The organism is Peptacetobacter sp., from assembly GCF_029264495.1.
Taxonomy (GTDB): domain Bacteria; phylum Bacillota; class Clostridia; order Peptostreptococcales; family Peptostreptococcaceae; genus Peptacetobacter.
The window spans coordinates 103272-123488 of record NZ_JARIBH010000019.1 but is presented as its reverse complement, the minus strand read 5'-3'; the positions used below and the strand labels follow the sequence as shown (position 1 = coordinate 123488).

General features: G+C 28.7%; 16 protein-coding genes. All 16 read right to left on the bottom strand.

What is annotated here, in order from left to right:
* Positions 1-137: 137 nt before the first annotated feature.
* The 16 genes from dapG to Q1J78_RS01905 all read right to left on the bottom strand — a co-directional run bounded on the left by dapG (position 138) and on the right by Q1J78_RS01905 (position 20156).
* The gene (gene dapG, locus Q1J78_RS01980; protein ID WP_300280109.1) at positions 138-1343 is read right to left on the bottom strand and encodes an aspartate kinase; all 1206 of its coding nucleotides are present in this window, start codon (positions 1341-1343) and stop codon (positions 138-140) included.
* A gap of 95 nt (positions 1344-1438) precedes the next feature.
* Positions 1439-2686 carry a M16 family metallopeptidase gene (locus tag Q1J78_RS01975; RefSeq protein WP_300280106.1) on the bottom strand — a complete coding sequence of 416 codons (1248 nt, stop codon included), beginning with the start codon at positions 2684-2686 and terminating at the stop codon, positions 1439-1441.
* Positions 2687-2857: 171 nt separating this feature from the next.
* Positions 2858-4945: a polyribonucleotide nucleotidyltransferase gene (gene pnp, locus Q1J78_RS01970; protein WP_300280103.1), complete on the bottom strand. Its 2088-nt coding sequence runs from the start codon at positions 4943-4945 to the stop codon at positions 2858-2860.
* 114 nt (positions 4946-5059) lie between these two features.
* Positions 5060-5902: a DegV family protein gene (locus Q1J78_RS01965; protein ID WP_300280100.1), complete on the bottom strand. Its 843-nt coding sequence runs from the start codon at positions 5900-5902 to the stop codon at positions 5060-5062.
* 130 nt (positions 5903-6032) lie between these two features.
* On the bottom strand, positions 6033-6290 hold the full coding sequence (rpsO, locus tag Q1J78_RS01960; RefSeq protein WP_300280158.1) for a 30S ribosomal protein S15: 258 nt from the start codon (positions 6288-6290) through the stop codon (positions 6033-6035).
* Positions 6291-6433: 143 nt separating this feature from the next.
* Complete coding sequence (locus tag Q1J78_RS01955; RefSeq protein ID WP_300280097.1) at positions 6434-7354, bottom strand: bifunctional riboflavin kinase/FAD synthetase; 921 nt, start codon at positions 7352-7354, stop codon at positions 6434-6436.
* A 67-nt stretch (positions 7355-7421) separates the two neighbouring features.
* Positions 7422-8330 (bottom strand): tRNA pseudouridine(55) synthase TruB, encoded by a 909-nt coding sequence (gene truB, locus Q1J78_RS01950; protein ID WP_300280095.1) that lies wholly within the window; start codon positions 8328-8330, stop codon positions 7422-7424.
* 10 nt (positions 8331-8340) lie between these two features.
* Positions 8341-9345 (bottom strand): DHH family phosphoesterase, encoded by a 1005-nt coding sequence (locus Q1J78_RS01945; RefSeq protein ID WP_300280092.1) that lies wholly within the window; start codon positions 9343-9345, stop codon positions 8341-8343.
* Positions 9335-9718, bottom strand: coding sequence for a 30S ribosome-binding factor RbfA (rbfA, locus tag Q1J78_RS01940; protein ID WP_300280089.1), 384 nt, complete (start codon positions 9716-9718; stop codon positions 9335-9337). Before rbfA ends, Q1J78_RS01945 begins: the two co-directional genes overlap by 11 nt.
* Before the next feature lie 92 nt (positions 9719-9810).
* On the bottom strand, positions 9811-11742 hold the full coding sequence (gene infB, locus Q1J78_RS01935; protein ID WP_300280086.1) for a translation initiation factor IF-2: 1932 nt from the start codon (positions 11740-11742) through the stop codon (positions 9811-9813).
* 16 nt (positions 11743-11758) lie between these two features.
* Positions 11759-12076: a L7Ae/L30e/S12e/Gadd45 family ribosomal protein gene (locus tag Q1J78_RS01930; protein ID WP_300280083.1), complete on the bottom strand. Its 318-nt coding sequence runs from the start codon at positions 12074-12076 to the stop codon at positions 11759-11761.
* Positions 12069-12347, bottom strand: a complete 279-nt coding sequence (rnpM, locus tag Q1J78_RS01925) for an RNase P modulator RnpM (RefSeq protein WP_300280080.1) — start codon at positions 12345-12347, stop codon at positions 12069-12071. Before rnpM ends, Q1J78_RS01930 begins: the two co-directional genes overlap by 8 nt.
* Before the next feature lie 18 nt (positions 12348-12365).
* Positions 12366-13547, bottom strand: coding sequence for a transcription termination factor NusA (gene nusA, locus Q1J78_RS01920; RefSeq protein ID WP_300280077.1), 1182 nt, complete (start codon positions 13545-13547; stop codon positions 12366-12368).
* A 25-nt stretch (positions 13548-13572) separates the two neighbouring features.
* Positions 13573-14037 carry a ribosome maturation factor RimP gene (gene rimP / locus Q1J78_RS01915; protein WP_300280074.1) on the bottom strand — a complete coding sequence of 155 codons (465 nt, stop codon included), beginning with the start codon at positions 14035-14037 and terminating at the stop codon, positions 13573-13575.
* A 161-nt stretch (positions 14038-14198) separates the two neighbouring features.
* Positions 14199-18476, bottom strand: coding sequence for a PolC-type DNA polymerase III (locus Q1J78_RS01910; RefSeq protein ID WP_442952119.1), 4278 nt, complete (start codon positions 18474-18476; stop codon positions 14199-14201).
* 111 nt (positions 18477-18587) lie between these two features.
* Positions 18588-20156: an SH3 domain-containing protein gene (locus Q1J78_RS01905; protein WP_300280068.1), complete on the bottom strand. Its 1569-nt coding sequence runs from the start codon at positions 20154-20156 to the stop codon at positions 18588-18590.
* Positions 20157-20217 lie beyond the last annotated feature (61 nt).

The window sequence follows — 20217 nt, the reverse complement described above, 5'->3', positions numbered from 1 at the left end:
TTTTTCTTTAAACTCGCCAAAAATATCACTCCTTTTCTTTTCATATTTGTAATTTAAAGCAATTATAAAGTCAATAACTTAAATTGTTATCTTATTATTATATCATATATATTGCTTATTAAACAAATTTACATATTTTAACAACAAAATTTATTGTGTATAGCATGTACCGCACTTTCCATATATTTTTCTTCTACTAAACAAGATATTGTCATATTTGAATCAGATGTTTGTAAAAGAGGTATTCCTTCATCAGAAAATCCTTTTGCAACTTTAGACATTACACCAGGAATTCCGGTCATAAAAGAACCAATTAATGTAACTTTTGCACAATTAGTTTTTATTTTATAATCAGCTTTATTATCTTTTAATATTTTTTCTAATTTTTTCTCATCTTTTCTATCTATTACAAATGCTTTCTCATCTATAAAGAAATTTATCATATCCATACTTATATTTTCTTTTTCCATTTCAGATAAAATTTTTGTGAAATTTCCATTAGCTTTAATTTTAACTTGAACTATATCTTTTTTATTAGCTACTGCAAATCTTTCTTGCTTACAGCAACATTCAAATCCTTTATTTTCAACATCTTTCATTGAACAAATTTTTGTACCTTCATGTTTAGGGTTTAAAGTGTTTTTTATAGCTAAAGTTATGTTTCCATCTTTTGCTATCTGAACTGCTCTTGGATGTATAACTTTTGCACCTTTATCTGCCATTTGGAATACTTCTTCATAATCTATATAATCTAATACTTTAGCATTAGGCTCTACTCTAGGATCTGCAGTCATTATTCCATCGACATCAGTATAAATTTCTACATATTTACAATTAAGTGCCTTTCCAAGTGCAACTGCTGATGTATCAGAACCTCCTCTTCCAAGAGTATTTATATCTCCTTTATCATCTCCACCTTGGAATCCTGCTACAACCACTACCTTTCCTTTTTCTAATTCATCTTTGATTCTATTTGGCTCTATATCTTTTATTTTCGCATTTGAATAAACTCCATCTGTCATCATTCCAGCTTGCTTTCCTGTAAATGCAACAGCTTCTATTCCCTTTGCTGTAAGCATACTTGCCATAAGAGTTGAAGATATTATTTCTCCACAAGACATCAGCATATCTTTTTCTCTATCATTTGGTTTATCTGTTACTTCTCCAAGTAAACTTAATAAAGTATCTGTAGCATATGGATCTCCTTTTCTACCCATAGCTGATACGACCATAACTACATCTTTTCCTTTTTCTTTTGTTTTTTTTACTATTTCACATACTTCAGCCATTTTTTCAAAATTAGCTACTGAAGTGCCACCAAATTTCTGAACTATTATATTCATTTTTTCCTCCTAAAATTACTTTCTATATCATATTAATTTAAAAATATTTTTTATAATTCTATAGTTTTTATCTTATTTTTATTTTGAAATATTTTTTATAATTCTATACAATCTATATTTTTTCCTACTACACAAACACCCATTTTGTTTATATTCACTACCTCATCAATAACTCTATTTATATCCTCCATAGTTATTGAATTTAGTCCATTTACGACATCTTCCATAGTTTCTACTTTCCCAGTTATAAGCATTGATTTACCAATAGTTTCCATTCTACTTTCATTGCTCTCCATTCCAAGCATAAACTCACCTTTTAATTGTTCTTTTGAGTTTTTAAGTTCTTCTTCTGTTATTCCCTTTTCTCTAAACAAGTTTATCTCTTTTTTTATTAATTTATAAACTTCTTCTAAATTTTCCGAACTCATACTAGCATATATCCCTAATTCAGCTTTATTTTGATAAAACTCTTGTTCTGAATATATTGAGTAGACTAATCCTTCATCTTCTCTAATTTTTTGGAATAATCTAGATGTAGAACTTCCTCCAAGTATATTATTTATAATATCTAGTGTGTAAACATCTTTTGAATCAGAGCCTATATTACTACATTCAAAGCATATTGCTAAATTTGTCTGCTCATACTCTTTTTCTTTTTTTATAATTGTAGGTGTAAAAATTTCATTTTGTACATTTTCAAAATCTGGTTTTTCACCATTCCATTTATAAAAACTTTTCTCTAGTTTTTCTACAGTATCTTCAAAGTTGAAATTCCCACATATAGATATTACTGCATTTTTAGGTACATAAAATTTCTTGAAATATTCTAAAATAGAATTTCTATTCATGCTATTTATAGATTCTCTATTTCCTAGAATATTTTTCCCAATTCCTTTATTATTGTAAACTTTTTCAAGTAGTATATCATATGCTAAATCTTCAGGAGAATCTTCATACATTTTTAATTCTTCAATAATTACACTCTTTTCTTTTTCAATATCTTTTTCATCAAATTTAGAGTTCAAAATCATATCAGATAAGATATCTATTCCTTTGTCTAAATGTTCATCAAGGAGTCTAACATAATAACATGTACATTCTCTTCCTGTAAAAGCATTGATTACTCCACCTAAGTTTTCAATTTCTGCTACCAGTTTTTTAGATGTTCTGCTTTTTGTTCCTTTAAACATCATATGTTCTATAAAGTGAGATACTCCATCAACATATCCTTCTTCTGTTTTTATTCCAGCTTTAATCCATACTCCCATAGCAATTGATTTTAAATATGGAATTTCCTCAGCTATAATAGTCAATCCATTTTTTAATTTTTTTGTTTTATACATAACTCCTCCAAAACATTTTATTAACTCCATTATATAATTATAATTTAGCTTTTAATTATTATCAACCAACATTATTTAATATTTAATCTAATACATTTAATTATAATATTTAAAATAAAAAAAGAGAATGGATTATATCCACCCTCTTTATTTTCTATTTGTAATTTAATTTTATAAAAGAACTTTTCTAGAAAGATTTATTCTTCCTTTTTCATCTATTTCAGTTACTTTAACTTCTAATTCGTCTCCTATACTTAGAACATCTTCAACATTATTTACTCTTTCTTTTGATATCTGAGAAACATGAAGTAGACCTTCTTTTCCAGGAAGTATTTCCATAAAAGCACCAAAATTCATTATTCTAGTTACTTTTCCTGTGTATACTTTTCCAACTTCTGCTTCAGCAACTATGTTATTTATAAGTTCTTTTGCTTTTTCTATCATTTCTTTTTCTACACCAGCTATATAAACTTCACCAGTCTGTTCGATGTCTATTTTTACACCAGTTTCATCTATTATTTTAGTTATAACTTTTCCACCAGGTCCTATTACATCTTTTATTTTGTCTGGATTTATATTCATTCTTTCTATTTTTGGTGCATATGGAGAAAGTTCTGCTCTTGGCTCAGATATTACTTTTCTCATTTCTCCAAGTATATGCATTCTACCTTCTCTAGCTTGTGCAAGAGCTCTTCTTAAGATATCTTCATCTATACCATCTATTTTTATATCCATCTGTATAGCTGTTATACCATGTTCTGTACCAGCAACTTTAAAGTCCATATCTCCTAAATGGTCTTCCATTCCTTGTATATCAGAAAGTACAACTACTTTATCATGATGTTTTATAAGACCCATAGCTATACCAGCTACCATATCTTTTATAGGTACACCAGCATCAAGTAGTGAAAGTGTTGATGCACAAACACTTGCCTGAGAAGTTGAACCATTTGAGCTTAATACTTCTGAAACTAATCTAATTGCATATGGGAAATCTTCTTGAGATGGTATTACAGGTAATAATGCTCTTTCTGCAAGTGCACCATGACCTATTTCTCTTCTTCCTGGACCTCTAGATGGTCTAGCTTCACCAACTGAGTAAGCTGGGAAATTGTAATGATGCATATATCTTTTATTTTCTTCTTCATCTAGTCCATCAAGTTTTTGAACATCTCCTAAAGCACCTAATGTCGCTAAGTTCATTACCTGAGTTTGTCCTCTTGTAAATATTGCTGAACCATGAGTTCTTGGTATCATACCAGTTTCGCACCATATAGGTCTTATTTCATTAAATTTTCTGTTATCTGGTCTTATTTCTTCGTCTGATATTAAAGATCTTACTTCATCTTTTATTATAGCTTGTAATACATCTTCTATATCTCCAGCTACTTCTTCAAAGTTTTCTAAAACTTCTTCAAAATGGGCAAATGTTTCTTCTTTAACTTTGTCCATATTTTCCATTCTTTCCATTTTTTCAACAGTTTTAACAGCTTCTCTCATTTTAGCTGAAGCAAATTCTTTTACCTGATTTTCTATTTCTTCATCAGCATGATATAATTTTACTTCTTGTTTTTCTTTTCCTGAACCTGCCACTATTTCTTCTATGAATTCAACTATTTTTTTAATATGCTCATGAGCAAATAATATAGCTTTTAACATTGTATCTTCTGAAACTTCTTGAGCACCAGCTTCAACCATCATTATTGCATCTTTTGTACCTGATACAACTAAATGCATTTCGCTTTTTTCTCTCTGTTCTGCATTAGGATTAACTACAAATTCTCCATCAACTAAACCTATACAAACAGATCCTGTTGGACCATTAAATGGTATATCAGATATTGAAAGTGCTACTGATGAACCTATCATAGCAACTATATCTGGTGTACAATCCTGATCTACTGAAAGAACAGTTGCAACTACCTGAACATCATTTCTAAATCCTTTTGGGAATAATGGTCTTATTGGTCTATCTATTAATCTTGATGTTAATATCGCTTTTTCAGAAGGTTTTCCTTCTCTTTTTAAGAATCCACCAGGTATTTTACCTACTGAATATAATTTTTCTTCATAATCAACACTTAGAGGGAAGAAATCTATTCCATCTCTAGGTTCTGCTGATTTTGTTGTATTAACCATGACTACACTATCACCATACTTAACTATACAGTTTCCATTAGTCATTTCACATATTTTTCCTACTTCTACAGAAAGCTCTCTTCCAGCAAATTCTGTAGTATATATTCTATGTTCAACCATAATATACTTTTCCTCCTAATTCTTCCGTTTAACTCTTTTCAATAATATATTATCAAAAATATATTACTTCTACAATAAATATATTTTTTTAAAATTGAAATAAAAATAAATTTTTTAAATAGAGCTACTCAATGCTATTATATCAGGTCCAGTATGTGAACAAATACATACTCCACCTCTAGTAAACATTACTTTTCTAGCTTTTATTTTTTTTCTAACTTCTTCTTCAAGACCTTTTACATCTTCATAGTTAGAACCACAACCTATAGTAACTATTTTATCTTCTAAATTACCATTGTTCATTTTTATTAATGTATCAACCATTATAGAAGGCACTCTTTTAGAGCCTCTTATTTTTTCTAACATTTTTATATCACCATTTTCAACATTAAATAATGGTTTTACATGTAAAAGATTTCCTATCATAGCTGTAGCACTAGGAACACGTCCACTTTTTTGTAAATATGTAAGTGTTGATGGAACAAATAATAGTTTTACACTTTCTCTCATAGTTTCAAGTCCATCTATTATTTCTTCATAACTTTTTCCTTCTTCTAACATTTCACATGCCTTTATAACGTACTGACCACTTCCTAATGATAAATTTAAAGTATCGAATACTTCTATATCACCTTCATTACAATCATCTTTAGCCAAACTAGCACTTTGGAAAGTCCCTGATGATTTTGAAGAACCTGTTATACATATGATTTTTTTGCCTTGTGAAGTATACTTATCAAAAACTTCTTTAAAATCTATATATGTCGCTTGAGAAGTCTTAGGTATTTCTCCTGTGGATTTTACCCTTTCATAAAATTCTTCTTTACTTATGTCGATACCGTCTTTGAATTCTCTATTGTCAAACATTACCGTAAGAGGAACAATCTCTAAATAAGGTTTTTCTATTATTTCTTCCGGTATATCACATAGACTATCGCATAATAATTGAATATTCATATTATACCTCCTTTAGTTATTACTAAACTTTAAAAAAGAAAAGCACACTTCTTTTACTTTTTATATTTTATATTTATTTGTATTTGAAAAAAGCAGGTAATCATATACCTGCTTTTTACTGATAAACAAATTATTTTCTTAAACCTAATTTTGCTATTAACGCTCTGTATCCTTCTAGATCGTTTTTCTTTAAGTAAGAAAGTAAGTTTCTTCTTTTACCAACCATTTTTAATAGACCTCTTCTTGAGTGGTGGTCTTTTTTATGAACTTTTAAGTGTTCATTTAATTCGTTTATTCTAGCTGTTAATATAGCTATCTGAACTTCTGGAGAACCAGTATCTCCTTCTTTTCTTCCAAATTCTTTGATTATTTCTGCTTTGTTTGTTATCATTTGTATATCCTCCGTATATTTTTTAATCGCCCTTGACCAAGCAGTGATTGGAGTATTCAACTGCTGAGTGTGGGTTAATTACCTTAATTATATTAACACATCTTTTAAATATTTGCAAATTTTTTATTAAATTTTTATATTTATTTTATATATTTTTTTCTTACAAAATCAGTATCAACTTTTATCTGATTTTTTAACTCTTCTAGTGAGTTAAATTTTTTTTCTTCTCTTATCTTTTCTAAAAATTCAACTTTTACTATTTTCCCATAAATATTATCATTAAAATCTAAAATATTTGTTTCTATCGAAATCTCTTTTCCATTCAGTGTAGGATTTTTTCCAACATTTGTAGCACCAAGATAAATTTTCCCATCTAGTATTACTTTTGTTGCATAAATCCCGCTCTGAGGAATGATTATTCCTTCTTTTAATTTAATGTTTGCTGTGGGAAATCCCATTTTTGATCCATTTGCTTTTCCGTGTATTATTTCGCCTTCTATACTATAATTTTTACCTAAGTAATCAGCTATTTCATCTACACGTCCAGAAGATATTAATTCTCTTATATATGTACTACTTACTCTGATATTGTTGATTTTTATTGGCTTAACTATTTCAACTTCAAATCCATAAATTAATCCCATTTCTTTTAAAGATTTTGCATTTCCCTCTTTATTCTTAGCAAATTCAAAATCATGCCCTACAACAATCTTTTCTACATGGATTTTTTCTTTAAGTATATCTAAAACAAAATCTTTTGCAGATATTTTAGTCATATCTTCATCAAATGGAATATCTATTAAATAATCAACGCCTAATTCTTCTATCAATTTCACTTTTTCTTTTTCATCTAATATTTTCTTTACCTTTTGATGAATAAAATAATTACTTGGATGATTTGAAAATGTAAAAACAGCACTTTTAATACCTTTTTCTTTAGCATAATCGACAGTTTTTTCAATAAGAACTTTATGACCTCTGTGTATACCATCAAAATTTCCTATTGTTATAACTGTTTTATATTCAATATCTATATCTTTTATAGCTTTAATAACTTTCATACTAATACTCCAGTAATTTTAATAGAATTATATGCTTATTTAACTTATTCTAAGTCCATTATATAGACTATGAAAAAATTTTATCACTTTTCACACTAACTTTTCCATTTTCTCTAAGTAATTTTCCAACTCCTATAAATTTACTGCAACTATAAACTCTTACATATTCATCTTTTTCTGTATAGTGTTTTTCACTAAATCTATATGATTCTATAATCCCACCATTAGAATAATATTTAACAGCATTATCTTTTAATACTATTTTAGGATATGAATCTAAAGTATAATCAATGTCAAAAGTATAATCTTCTACAGTTCCATCTTCTACATATTTTTCTAATTCATCTAATGTTATTGAATTTTCTAAGTTGAATTTACCTGATGAAACTCTAAGTAAAAATGACATATGTCCTCCACAACCTAAGATTTCTCCTATATCATTACATATACTTCTAATATATGTACCTTTAGAACATTTTACATAAAATCTAACTTTATTTTTATTTATATCTAAAATATCAAGTTTTTTAATAGTTACTTTTCTAGGTTTTAAAACTATTTCATTTTCTCTACCACTTCTGACTAAATCACACATTCTTTTCCCATTTACTTTTAAAGCAGAGTATTTTGGCGGATATTGTTCTATATCACCTCTTTGAGAATCAAATGCTTTTTTTATTACTTCTTCATTATATTCAAAGTCTTCTTTTGCTCTAAACACTATTTCGCCAGATGAATCGTATGTATCTGTAGATGCACCAAGAGTTAGTTCACATATATATGCTTTTTCTTTATTTAAAATAAGTTCACTTACTTTAGTAGCTCTCCCTATACAAATAGGGAGAACTCCTGCAGCATCTGGATCTAATGTTCCAGTATGTCCTATCTTTTTAATTTTTAAAATTTTTCTAGCTTTTCCAACAACATCATTTGATGTCATTCCAGTAGGTTTTAAAATACTTATTATCTTATCCATATAGTTAATCCTAAAAAGCCCTTAAAACCCGCTCTTTTATAATTTTTTCGGCATTTTCAATAGTATCATTGATTGTGCAACCAGCGGCTTTTATATGTCCACCTCCACCAAACTGCATAGCAATTTGGCTTACATCTATATCATTTTTTGAACGTAGGCTTATTTTTATTTCGCCCTTTCTTTTTTCTTTTAGAAGTATTCCTACTTCTACATTTTCTATATCTCTAGTATATGTTGTTAGTCCATCAATTTCATTAAATCCTATAGAATGTTTTTTCATCATATCTATAGATACAGATATTGATGCAACAAGTTTTCCAGTTGATGCTTTTTCTACTTTTAATGTATTTAATGCATCTCCAAGTAATCTATAGTAATTAAAAGAATTACTTTGATACAATTTTTGAATTAGCATATCTCTTTTAGCACCATGCTCAAGAAGAATTTTTGCCATTTCAAATGTTTCAGGACTTGTTGATGAATATTGGAAATTTCCAGTATCTGTTGACAATCCTGCATAAAGTCTTGTTGCAATTTTTTCATCTATATAATCTGTTGTTTTTAACTCGCTATATCTTCTTATAAGATTAAATACTAATTCACATGTAGATGATGCTTCACTATCTATATAATTTACTTCACTAAAACTAGCATCATTACTAGCATGATGATCTATACAAATTCTTTTTTTAGCATATTTTTTTATATCATCATTTGTACAAATTCTTTTTTCATCTCCACAATCTAAAGATATTAGAATATAGTCTTTTTTAGTGTCAAATTCTGATGAATTCAATTTTTCTATATCATCTTTAAGGAATATTAAGTTTGATGGAATCTCATCATCTAAAACATAGTATACTTTTTTACCAATACTATTTAAAAATCTATGCATTCCCAATGTAGAACCAATATTATCTCCATCTGGACTTACATGTGATGTTAGTACAAATTCATTGTTTTCTTCAATGCACTTTATCACATTATCTATTTGTTGAATAAAATTATTCTTCATCTTCCTCTACCTCTTCGCTGTTTGCTGCATCAGTTTCCTGAACTTTTTTAATCAGACTATCCATATACATTCCTCTTTCTATAGAATCATCTATTTTAAATACTATTTCTGGAATGTATCTAAGTTTTACTTTTCTTCCAACTTCTCTTCTTATATAGCCTGCTGCACTTTTTAATCCAGCAAGAGATTCTTCTTCATTTCCACCTAATAAACTAACATATACAAATGCATATCTTAAATCATTAGTAACATCAACATCTGTTACACTTATCATAGATGTTATTCTAGGATCTTTTATTCCATTTATTAACATTTGTCCTATTATTTTTTTTATTTCTTCTGATATTCTTCTTGTTCTATTATATGATGTCATATCTTCGACCTCTTTCCTATTATATTTTTAATTTCACAGCCGATTCAAATATGTTTAATCCTCTAAAATTAAGAGAAACATCTTAACATTTCTTATAATGTTCTTTCAACTTCTTTAGTTATATAAGCTTCAACTATATCGCCTTCTTTTATATCGTTATAGTTTACAAAACTCATACCGCATTCGTATCCTTCTGCAACTTCTTTTACATCATCTTTGAATCTTCTAAGAGCAGCTAATTCACATTCATGTACGATTATACCATCTCTTACTATTCTAGCTTTAGAATTTCTATATATTTTACCACTTGTTACATAACATCCAGCAACTGTTCCTACACCAGATATTTTATAAGTTTCTCTTATTTCTGCTTTACCTGTATCTTCATCTATTATATCTGGATCAAGCATACCACACATAGCAGCCTGTATATCTTCTATAGCTTTATATATTATTGTATATGTTCTCATATCTACATTTTCTTTTTCAGCTAATGATTCTGCACCTGATACTGGTCTAACATTGAATCCTATTATTATAGCATTAGATGCTGCAGCTAGAAGTACATCTGTTTCTGTTATAGCACCAACACCACCATGTATTGCTTTAACCTGTACTTCATCATTAGATAATCTTTCTAATGACTGTTTCACTGCCTGAACAGAACCCTGAACATCTGCTTTTATTACTATATTAAGTTCTTTTAATCCATCATTCATCTGGTTGAATAGATCGTCAAGTGATAATCTCTGACTTGATTTTAACATTTCTTCTCTTTGTTGCTGTTGTCTTTTTTCAGCTATACTTCTAGCTACTTTATCACTTGTTACTTCTACAAATTGGTCTCCACCCTGAGGAACATCAGAAAGACCAAGTATTTCAACAGCTGTTGAAGGACCTGCAACTTTCACTCTTTTTCCTTTTGAGTTTATCATAGCTCTAACTTTACCACTTGCAACTCCTGCTACTATTGGATCTCCAACTCTTAAAGTACCACCTTGAACAAGTACTGTAGCAACTGGTCCTCTACCTTTATCAAGCTGAGCTTCTATTACTGTACCAACAGCTCTTTTATCTGGATTTGCTTTTAATTCTTCCATTTCTGCAACTAGTAAAACCATTTCTAATAAATGATCTATACCTTCATTTTTCTTAGCTGAAACTGGAACTGCTATAACATCTCCACCCCAGTCTTCTACAAGAAGTCCATGTTCTGAAAGTTCTTGTTTTACTCTATCTGGGTTTGCTCCTTCTTTATCTATTTTATTTATAGCTACTATTAGTGGTACTTCTGCTGCTTTTGCATGGTTTATTGCTTCTACAGTCTGTGGCATTATACCATCATCTGCTGCAACAACTAATATTGCTATATCTGTAACCTGAGCACCTCTTGCTCTCATAGATGTGAAAGCTTCGTGTCCTGGAGTATCTAGGAATACTATTTTCTGTCCATTTATTTTTACTTCTGAAGCCCCTATATGCTGAGTTATACCCCCTGCTTCACCTTTTGTAACATTTGTCTTTCTTATTGCATCTAGTAATGAAGTTTTACCATGGTCAACATGTCCCATAACTGTTACTACTGGTGGTCTAGGTTTTAAATCTTCTTCTTTATCTTCTTCTATTTCCATTAATTTTTCTATTTCATCTTCTGTTTCAGTATCATCTACTGTAGTAAGTTCAAATCCGAATTTTGTAGCAACTAATGAAGCTATTTCAAAACTTATTTCTTGATTTATTGTAGCCATTGTACCCATCATCATAAGTTCTTTTATTACTTCTGATACAGTTTTATCCATTTCATTTGCTAAATCCTGTACAGTTATTTTTCCATTAATTGATATTACATTTCCTCTTTCAGCTCTTATTTCTTCTTTTATCATTTCATATGCAAGCTCAAATTCTTCTCCTTCAAGAACGTCATCTTCACTTGATACTTCTATATCATAAGCAGCTAATTTTTCTATTAACTCTTCACTTGATATTCTTAATTCTTCTGCTAATTGGTTTACGCTTGTTGTCACAAGACCACCCCCTATATTAAATTTCTTCTATTAATTCTTCTAACCTGTTTGCAAATCCTTTATCTTCTACACCTATAACAGCTCTAAAAGATTTCCCGATTGCATTTCCTATTTCTTCTTTTGTTCCATATTCTATCATCTTTATATTTCTAAAAGATGATTTATCTCTAAAAAGCTTTTTAGTATTATCTGATGCATCTGTAGCAACTATAACTAAAAATACTTTACCTTTTTTTAAATCTTGAAGTGTTGTATCATCTCCAGATACAACTTTTCTAGCTCTAGTAGCTAGACCTAATAGAGACATTACTTTTTTCTTAGATGTATTATTCATTGTTTTCTAACTCCATAAGTAAACGTTCATATATTTCATCTGGTACTTCCATTTTAAAAGCTCTATTTAGTGCTTTGCTTTTTATAGCTTTTTTTAGACATTCAGAACTTTTACAAATATAAGCCCCTCTTCCATTTGCTTTGCCTGTTGGATCTAAAAATATTTCGCCCTCTTTATTTTTAACAATTCTTATAAGACCTTTTTTAGAATCTCTATCTTGACATGCTATACATTTTCTTTGAGGTATTTTTTTTACTTTCTGCAAAGTCATCCCTCCTCATTTAATATATTATTCTTCTATACTATCTTCTATTTCATCGAATTTTAAATCTTCTTCTACTGATTCAAATATTTCTTCATCAATAAATTCATTAAGTTCATCACTTATTTCTGACTCTTCTTTTTTGTCATATACTCCATTAGCTAATTCTTCTTCATACTGAGATTCGCTTTTTATATCTATTTTCCATCCAGTAAGTTTTGCAGCTAATCTAGCATTTTGTCCATCTTTACCTATAGCTAATGAAAGCTGATAATCTGGAACTACTACTAATGCTGATTTTTCATCTTCATTTACATCTACTTTAACAACTTTTGATGGACTTAATGATGCTGATATAAATTCAGCATAATCATCACTATATTTTATTATATCTATTTTTTCATCTCCAAGTTCATCAACTATGTTTTTAACTCTTGAACCTTTTGGTCCTACACAAGCACCAATTGGATCTATTTTTTCATCTAATGATTTAACTGCCATTTTTGTTCTTGAACCTGCTTCTCTTGCTATTGATTTTATCTGAACTATACCTTGTTCAATTTCAGGAACTTCTAATTCAAATAATCTTTTTACAAGACCTGGATTACTTCTAGATATAATTATCTGAGGACCTTTGCTTCCTTTTTTAACTTCTACAACATAAACTTTTATTCTTTGTCCTTCTTTATATACTTCTTTATCTATTTTTTCACTTTGAGTCATTACACCTTCTATTTTACCAAGGTCAACATATACAACGCTTGGAGTAGCTCTAGTTATTTCACCATCTACTATTTCACTTTCTCTTTCCATAAATTCATTGTATACTATTTCTCTTTCTGCTTCTCTTAATCTCTGAACAACAACTTGTTTAGCTGTCTGTGCTGCTATTCTTCCAAAATTACTTGGAGTAACTTCATTTCTTATTATGTCACCTATTTCATAACTTGGACTTATTTTTCTAGCTTCTGTAAGTTCTATTTCTAGGAAACTATCATAATAGTTAGATTCATCAACTACTTCTCTAGTAGAGTATACTTTTATATCTCCATTTTCTCTATCAAATTCAACTTCTACATTTTGTGCCTGTCCAAAGTTTTTCTTATAAGCTGTTAATAAAGCTTGTTCTATAGTTTCTATTAATACTTCTTTGTCTATACCTTTGTTTTCTACGATTTCATTTAATGCGTTTAAAAACTCCTGATTCATTTTTCCTCCTCGTGCATTACTAAAATTAGAATTTTATAGCTAATCTTATAATTGCAACATCCTTTCTATTAAATTTTACTTCTTCATTATTTATTATAACAACTATATTATTTTCATCATCTAATCCTACTAATTCCCCTTCAAACTGTTTAACACCATCAATAGCTTTATAAAGTTTGATTTCTACATCTCTACCTTTGTATTTTACAAACTCTTTATCTCTTTTTAGTGCTCTATCAATTCCTGGAGAAGATACTTCTAGATAATAATTTTCTTCTATAAAGTCATTTTCATCAAGTTTTGGACTTAGTTCTCTACTAACTTCTTCACATTCATTAAGAGATATACCACCTTCTTTATCTATATATACTCTTAAATAATACTGACCTGCTTCTTTTACATATTCTACATCTACTGTTTCAAAGCCTTTTTCATCAGTTATAGCAGTTACAAACTCTTCAACTTTGGCAACTATTTCATTTTTTCTCATTATTATCTATCCTCCTTATTCAATTGTAATTTTTTCTTTCTTTTTCCATAAAAAAGAGTGAGAACCACTGCCTCACTCTTCCTTTCCCTGTAAAAGATAAACTGTATTAATTTATATATTATCATAAATTTATTGTATTTGCAAGTTTTGTCAATAATTAATTAAAATAAAGATAGTTGGTCTTTATCGCTCATATTTCCTAATGCTCCATGTTTATCTAAAGTTTCTACAACCGTTCTAGAAATCTTTGTTCTTTTTCTAAAATCTTCTTTGGAAATAAACTCACCATTTTTTCTTTCTTCTTCAATATGTATAGCAGCATTTTCTCCAACTCCTTGAAGAGCTGTCATTGGTGGTCTTAAAAGACCTTTTTCTACAACTTCAAACTCAGATGCAGATGATTTGTAAATATCAACTGGAGCTATTTTTATTCCCCTTGCATACATTTCTTGTGCTACTTCTAAGATAATATACATACCCTTTTCTTTTTGAGTAGCTTCATTTCCTAATTCTTCTATTTCTTTTTTCTTTGCTTTTATTGCATCATATCCTTTTATTATAAGATCTGCATCAAAATCCTCTACTTTTGTTGTAAAATATGTGGCATAGAAAGCTTCAGGATAATGTACTTTACAATACGCCAATCTAAAAGACGTCATAACATACGCAACAGCATGTGCTTTAGGGAACATATATTTAATTTTTTTACAAGAATTTATATACCACTCTGGTACATTGTTTTCTCTCATAGTTTTTTCATGTTCAGGTTTTAAACCTCTACCTTTTCTTACACTTTCCATTATTGTAAAACTCATTTTAGGTGGAAGACCTTTAAATATCAAATAGTTCATTATATCATCTCTTGTCGATATAACATCTTTTAATCCAACAATATTTTCTTTCACTAAATCTTGTGCATTGTTTACCCAAACATCAGTACCATGTGATAATCCTGATATTCTTACAAGTTCTGCAAAAGTGGTTGGTTTTGTATCTAAAAGCATTTGTCTAACAAATTTTGTTCCAAATTCTGGAATAGCCAAGCATCCGATTTCACAATCGATGTCTTCTGGTTTTACACCTAATGCTTTTGTTGATGTAAATAAAGACATAGTTTCAGGATCATCTAATGGAATATCTGTTATTGTTATTCCTGTTATATCTTCAAGCATTCTTATAATTGTAGGTCCATCGTGTCCAAGTATATCTAGTTTTAAAATTCTCCCACTTATAGAATGATAATCAAAATGCGTTGTTATTACACCACAGTCAACATCATTTGCTGGATATTGAATAGGAGTAAAATCAAAAACATCTTTATAATCTGGTATAACCATTACCCCACCTGGATGCTGTCCAGATGTTCTTTTAACTCCTGTACACCCTTCTGCAAGTCTATATACTTCAGCCGTTGGCACAGAAATATCACTTTCTTCTACATATTTTTTTGCATAACCAAAAGCTGTTTTTTCTGCTACTGTTCCTATTGTTCCAGCTCTATATACATGTCCTTTTCCAAAAAGTTCTTCTGTATATTTATGAATTGTAGGCTGATAAGATCCTGAAAAGTTAAGGTCTATATCTGGTTCTTTATCCCCTTCAAAACCTAAGAATACTTCAAATGGTATATCATGTCCATTTTTTATAAGTTTTTCTCCACACTTAGGACAAATTTTATCCGGTAAATCTATTCCAGATCCCCATTCTCCTATTTCATAAAAATATGAATACTTGCAATTTTTATTTGGACAAACATAATGTGCTGGAAGAGGATTAACTTCTGTTATATCACTCATTGTTGCGGCAAACGATGAACCAACAGACCCCCTAGATCCAACTAAATATCCATCAGATAATGACTTTGCAACTAGTTTTTGTGCTATTATATACATCACAGCATATCCATTACCTATTATAGAGTTTAATTCTCTATCTAGTCTTTTTTCAACTATTTCAGGCAACTTATCTCCATAAATATCTCTAGCTTTTTTATAGCACATTTCTCTAAGTTCTACATCAGATCCCTCTATTATCGGTGGATATGTTTCATCTGGAATAGGTTTTACATCTTCTACCATATCAGCTATTAAATTTGTATTTTTTACCACTACTTCATAAGCTAATTCTTTTCCCAAATAAGAAAATTCTTCTAACATCTCATCTGTTGTCCTGAAATGAAGGTATGTTTCTTCATCATCCAATTTAAAACCTTGAGACACTTTTAAAACTCTCCTCAAAATAGCATCATGCTTATCTAAAAAATGTACATCTCCAGTAGCTACAGGTATTTTCCCAAACTTTTTAGCTACTTCTACAATTCTTTTATTTATTTCTTTTAATTCTTCTTCATCTTTTACTTCACCATTTTCTATCATAAACCTATTATTATCTATAGGCATTATTTCTAAATAATCATATGGAGCAACTATTTTTTCCATTTCATTATTAGGTAATCTTTTTTTTGCTGCTTCATAAACAACCCCAGCTTCACAAGCTGAGCCAACTATAATTCCTTCTCTATTTTTTTCAAGTACACTTTGTAAAATTCTTGGACTTCTATAGAAGTGTTCTATATGTGCATCTGAAACAATTTTATATAAATTTTTTATCCCAATTTGATTTTTTGCTATAAGTGTTATATGATGTGCTTTTAACTTCGTATAATCTACTTTTCCCAAAACCTTATTTACATCAGATAATTTTTCTACCCCTTGTTTTCTTAATCTTTCTAAGAATTTTATAAAAATATTTGCAGTTGCTTCAGCATCGTCAACAGCTCTATGATGATTTAGTAACTGAACACCAACTTCTTTTGCAACTTTATCTAACTTATATCTTTTTAAGTTTGGCAACATTATTCTAGCTAGCATCAATGTATCTATCTTTTTATTTTTATATTCAATTCCTTGTTCTATACATTTTTGCATTATAAACCCTGTATCAAAATCTGCATTATGAGCAACTAAAACATCTTCTCCTACAAATTCCATAAATTTTGGTAGTATTTCTTCTATTGTAGGTTTATCTTTTACCATTTCATTTGTTATACCCGTCAATTCTTGTATTTTATATGATATATCTTTTTGTGGATTTATTAATTCACTAAATCTATCTACTATCTTAAAATCTTTTATCTTTACTGCCCCAATTTCTGTTATTTTATCATTTATATTTGAAAAACCTGTTGTTTCTAAGTCAAATACAACAAATTCTTGAGATAATAACTCATCATTTGCATCTTCTATAGCATCTTTATTATCTTCTGTTAAATATCCCTCTACTCCATATAAAACTTTTATACCTTCTTTCTTTGCAGCATTCATAGCATCTGGAAATCCCTGTACTACACCATGATCTGTTATTGCAATTGCCTTATGGCCCCATTTTGCTGCACGAGCTATAAGTGATTTTACAGAGCATATTGCATCCATAGATGACATCTGTGTATGTGCATGTAATTCAACTCTTTTTTCATCAGATAAATCTTTTCTTTCTATTCGTTCTTCTTTTCTTATTCCACTTATTGTCATACTTATTTCTCTTTGGAATGTATCATATAATACGTCTCCTTTTATTTTTACATACATTCCTTTGCTAATTTTTTTAAGAACCCAATCTTTATTTGTATCAGTAAGAAATAGTTTGCAAGTTATAGAACTTGTATAATCTGTTATCATTATCATAAGTAATATCTTACCATTTCTAAGTTCTTTTGTTTCTATATTAAAAATAGTTCCTTCTATTCCAACAGTTCCAGAATTATTGTCTAATGATGATATTTTTTCAGTTAAAGAATTTACATCTTCTCCATAAATCATATTTTCATCTTTTTCGTCTTTTATAACATATCCAGATTCTTCTATATCATTGTTGCTATTTCTATTTTCTTTCTCTATAATTAGAACTTTTTCATTAAATTCACTTTCTATTTTATTTACTATTTTTTCTTTATCTATTTTTTCATCTATTGCACTTTCTATTTCTATTTCTAAATCCAAACCTAACTCTTCACTTATAGTGTGTTTTAGTATATTTACTATATTTTTTTCCATTATTCTCTTATAAAATATACTTTTAGGGATTTTTATTTTTAATTTATGTTCTATACATAAATATTCAATATCTTTTTGCCATCCTGCTATTGATGGACAAAGTTGTTTTAATATATAAACTATATTAACCCAATATTTTTTTATTATATCTTTCTCAGATTTTCTTTCAAAACCTGTATATTCTATTTTAAACTTAATATCTCTAAAATATTTATTTTTATCTTTTATTTCTCTTTGAACTCTTCTTAAGTGTTCATATAAAACTATATCTTTTGATGTTAAATAAAAATAAACCGTCTTATTTTCTTTGAAATAAATAACTTTTTTTATATAAACATTCTCCATTTTATTCATTAAAGAAGTGTTATTTATATCCATTTTTATCATACATTCTTTTAGATTTTCCAATTTTTCTCTCCTAGTTAATTTCACTTTTTCTTAAGTAAACAAAAATCATGTACATATATAATACATGATTTTTATAATTTATCTTATATGTTATTTATACTCTGGTATATCTATTAATAAATCTTTCCCATTTCCATATCTTGTAATAAGAGATGACATCATTTTCGATATACCATTTGCCCAATTTACATCGGTTGCATATTGATGCCAACTATAATCATAACTCCATCTCATATTATATACTGTATTTTGATTATATTTTGAATTATGTATATATGTTTTAGAAATCCATTTTGCAGCACCATCTATTCCTCGTTCAATAGATGTCCATCCATTTTTGTATGCTGTAATTTTTCCACCTTCAAGTGCATTCCCATCAGTAGCTCCAATTCCAAAGAAATTATATACAATAATTGGTTCATCTAATTCTATTCCATCTACAACACTTACTAGTTGACCTTTTGCAAGGTTTGATTTCCCATTTCCTGTCTCCCACATTGCATGAGATACAAAATATGTTACATCTATATCATATTTTTTTGCAGCATCTATAAAGGCTTGACCTTTTCCATTGAAAATACAATCCTTTCCTTTTGATGAAAAATAATTATTTAAAGATTTCGCTGATATTGAATCTGTATATTTATCCAATCTAACAAACTGCATTATTCCTTCTTTATGAGATGTGAAATTTGTTGGATCTATATAATATTTAATTTCATCTCTAGTAGGTTTGTCATATGATTTTGGATTTGTTCTGCAAAGTAAACTTGTATATTCATTATCTAAAATATTGATATTTCTTCTTGTTATTAAATTTCCACCATTTTGACCTTTTATATATTGAACTTCTACCATATCATCTAAAGAATATTCTTTTTTTGTTTTTTGAATATATGACCCTGGTACAATATCTGAATTGTCATATTCATTATTTATGTTTTCATCTTCTTCTACTTTATCGGATACATATTTTAAATATATCGATGAAACGTATCCATTTTTACCATTATATTCTATTTTAGCCCAATTATTATCAACAGAATGCACTGTTACTAAATCGCCTTTATGCAGTGTATCTATTTTTGTATATTTTCCTCCTGCTCCATTTCTTACATTTAAAATAGACGATGTTACTTCTTGAATCGTCTTTTTTGTGCTTTGAGGTAAATTATGATTTTCATTGCTTAGTTCTTTTAAATATTCAGAAGATACATATCCTATTTTTGAACCAAATTTTATTTTACTCCAACCATTAGATTCTGAAATAACCTCTACTTTGTTATTTTTGTATAGTTTTCCAATAGATGAATATGTTGTGTTCGGTCCACTTCTAATATTTAATACATCTGCTATAACTACTTTCTTTATACTTGTCCTAAGCATTTTTTTATTATTTTCTACTTTTATATATTTTGAAATAGCCCAACCTATTTTTCCAGAATTTGTTTTTATTTTATACCATCCATTTTTTTCTCCAATTATAGATACTTTATCATTTTTTTTAAGCACTAGTTGTAGTTTTCCTGATGTTGAAGGTGAATACCTTATATTTAAATATGTTGAACTAATTACACCAATTTTTGTTGTATCCGCATTAGCATTAGATACAAGCATTGGAATCATAGCAAAAGCTGTAGCCATCGTTCTTTTTTTCATCTTTAAATCTCCCTTCAATTTTATTTTAAGCTATTTATAATAATTATAATCCATTTGCATA

What these genes read in the sequence shown, in the direction of transcription:
- Q1J78_RS01965 (WP_300280100.1), bottom strand. Translation starts at nt 5,902, where the DNA reads ATGAATATTCAATTATTATGCGATAGTCTATGTGATATACCGGAAGAA.
- Q1J78_RS01930 (WP_300280083.1), bottom strand. Translation starts at nt 12,076, where the DNA reads ATGAATAATACATCTAAGAAAAAAGTAATGTCTCTATTAGGTCTAGCT.
- rbfA (WP_300280089.1), bottom strand. Translation starts at nt 9,718, where the DNA reads ATGACATCATATAATAGAACAAGAAGAATATCAGAAGAAATAAAAAAA.
- Q1J78_RS01945 (WP_300280092.1), bottom strand. Translation starts at nt 9,345, where the DNA reads ATGAAGAATAATTTTATTCAACAAATAGATAATGTGATAAAGTGCATT.
- dapG (WP_300280109.1), bottom strand. Translation starts at nt 1,343, where the DNA reads ATGAATATAATAGTTCAGAAATTTGGTGGCACTTCAGTAGCTAATTTT.
- Q1J78_RS01910 (WP_442952119.1), bottom strand. Translation starts at nt 18,476, where the DNA reads ATGATAAAAATGGATATAAATAACACTTCTTTAATGAATAAAATGGAG.
- rimP (WP_300280074.1), bottom strand. Translation starts at nt 14,037, where the DNA reads ATGAGAAAAAATGAAATAGTTGCCAAAGTTGAAGAGTTTGTAACTGCT.
- Q1J78_RS01955 (WP_300280097.1), bottom strand. Translation starts at nt 7,354, where the DNA reads ATGAAAGTTATTAAAGCTATAAAAGATATAGATATTGAATATAAAACA.
- Q1J78_RS01905 (WP_300280068.1), bottom strand. Translation starts at nt 20,156, where the DNA reads ATGAAAAAAAGAACGATGGCTACAGCTTTTGCTATGATTCCAATGCTT.
- rnpM (WP_300280080.1), bottom strand. Translation starts at nt 12,347, where the DNA reads ATGACTTTGCAGAAAGTAAAAAAAATACCTCAAAGAAAATGTATAGCA.
- Q1J78_RS01975 (WP_300280106.1), bottom strand. Translation starts at nt 2,686, where the DNA reads ATGTATAAAACAAAAAAATTAAAAAATGGATTGACTATTATAGCTGAG.
- truB (WP_300280095.1), bottom strand. Translation starts at nt 8,330, where the DNA reads ATGGATAAGATAATAAGTATTTTAAAACCTACTGGAATGACATCAAAT.
- pnp (WP_300280103.1), bottom strand. Translation starts at nt 4,945, where the DNA reads ATGGTTGAACATAGAATATATACTACAGAATTTGCTGGAAGAGAGCTT.
- nusA (WP_300280077.1), bottom strand. Translation starts at nt 13,547, where the DNA reads ATGAATCAGGAGTTTTTAAACGCATTAAATGAAATCGTAGAAAACAAA.